1 protein-coding gene is annotated in these 1,495 nt (G+C 49.8%); it reads right to left on the bottom strand.

Going from position 1 to position 1,495, the window contains the following annotated elements; all coding sequences use genetic code 11:
• A partial coding sequence (locus tag KDK14_RS19700) for a hypothetical protein (RefSeq protein ID WP_257266921.1) occupies nucleotides 1-1,495 on the bottom strand: 1,495 nt, incomplete at both ends.

Below are 1,495 nucleotides of genomic sequence, written 5' to 3'. Positions count from 1 at the left end.
CCATAGTTCCAGAATTAGAGTGAAATGGGAAAGTTATTTTTAGACAATTCCTTAAAGAGCGGCCAACAGAAATTCCAAAGTGGCTGGCAACGCTCAATGACACTATATCCCCCAGACATACGCCTTCCTGTAATTGCAGATCATTCATCATTAGTCGCAAAGGGTTCCATGCCAAAGAGAAATCTGTGACAAATCTTAAATTCGTCACAGCTGACGGATTGGGGGTCAGAGATATCCGTTGGAGACGCTGCAGCAAGTTACGAATCAAGATCTGGAACCCTTGCATCATGTCTCTAGGTTGTGCCGGAGTACTGTCGTTAATAAATGAGAGGGTGTTAACTTTAAACGCTAATCTGCCAAGTGCCTGATAGTCTTCACCCCACATTAAATTAAAGACCTCCTGCTCATATTGCGCCAAATAATTGGCCATCCCCTGCGGCTGACGGAGTTGATTGACAAGAGCTATTGCATCCGGGTCTCCCGCAACGCCACGCTGCACCGCAAGGGTAAATTCATTGCGCATTGCAGAAAAACCCCGTAAAAAATCCAACAGTTGCGGGACCATGTTGTCTTTGGCAAGGGCATCTTCAGCCCTTATCAGCCACCTGATTCTGCTTAAGAAATCCTGCACCGAAAGGATCATTCTTTTTGAACGATGGTGATGGGCTACTGTCGTTGAGCTAGTGGTCGGGGCAGGCGCGATGGTGGTGTTGAACTCCTGAATCATGTCATCCAACCCGGCTGCTACGATATCGAAATAGTGACGAGCGACATCAGGGAAAGTGGCATTAGGGAAAGTGGCATTAGTGAACGTGCCATTGATCGTTTCGGCGAAGGCTTCAATGCCTTCGAGCAGCATAAATCCGGCAAAATCCCTGGCACTGTCCTTAACAAAGGTGACTAATTCCGTGAGGTTAAAGGCCGGAAACAGTTGTTGAAAATAAGCCAGGTCATCTTCGTACATGCCAAGATTGGTTGATTTGCCCATGTCGTCGACTATGGCGGTCAGTTGCTGATCCAGTGTTAAATTGGTAGCGGCCAGCGAACTGGACAGGGCCAGGGTGGTCCTGGCGGGCACGATGTCGGTAATGCCGCCGAATGAATGTGCCGGGATAATACTGTCAGTCCAGGGAGGCAGGGTGTTAACCAGTGAGGGAGTACTGGTTGGTAGTAGTATCGGGGCGGTGGCAATGCTTGCAGAAGCAGAATCCTGGACAGTCGGGCTTGCATAATTAAACGACGACGTACTTATACCAATCGGACTGGAAAAAACCGAAACAGAATCGGGATTGGCTGTTGTTGACGTTGCTGATGCATTGGCAGCAACAGTGTCCTTGCTGGAACCGGACAGGCTGGACCGGGCTGGGAAAGCCGTGGTGGCGTTCATGGTCGTTGCCGAACTGTGCAGCGATGGCAATGAATGAATACCCGTTGCATGGATAGAGGCGGCACTGTTCACCGAGGCGGATAACCCCATGGACGTTGCCATGGACGT

Source organism: Endozoicomonas sp. ONNA2 (assembly GCF_024606365.1).
In the GTDB taxonomy this organism is placed as follows: Bacteria; Pseudomonadota; Gammaproteobacteria; order Pseudomonadales; family Endozoicomonadaceae; genus Endozoicomonas.
The sequence above is the reverse complement of the archived record's forward strand: the minus strand, read 5'-3'. Positions and strand labels throughout refer to the sequence as shown.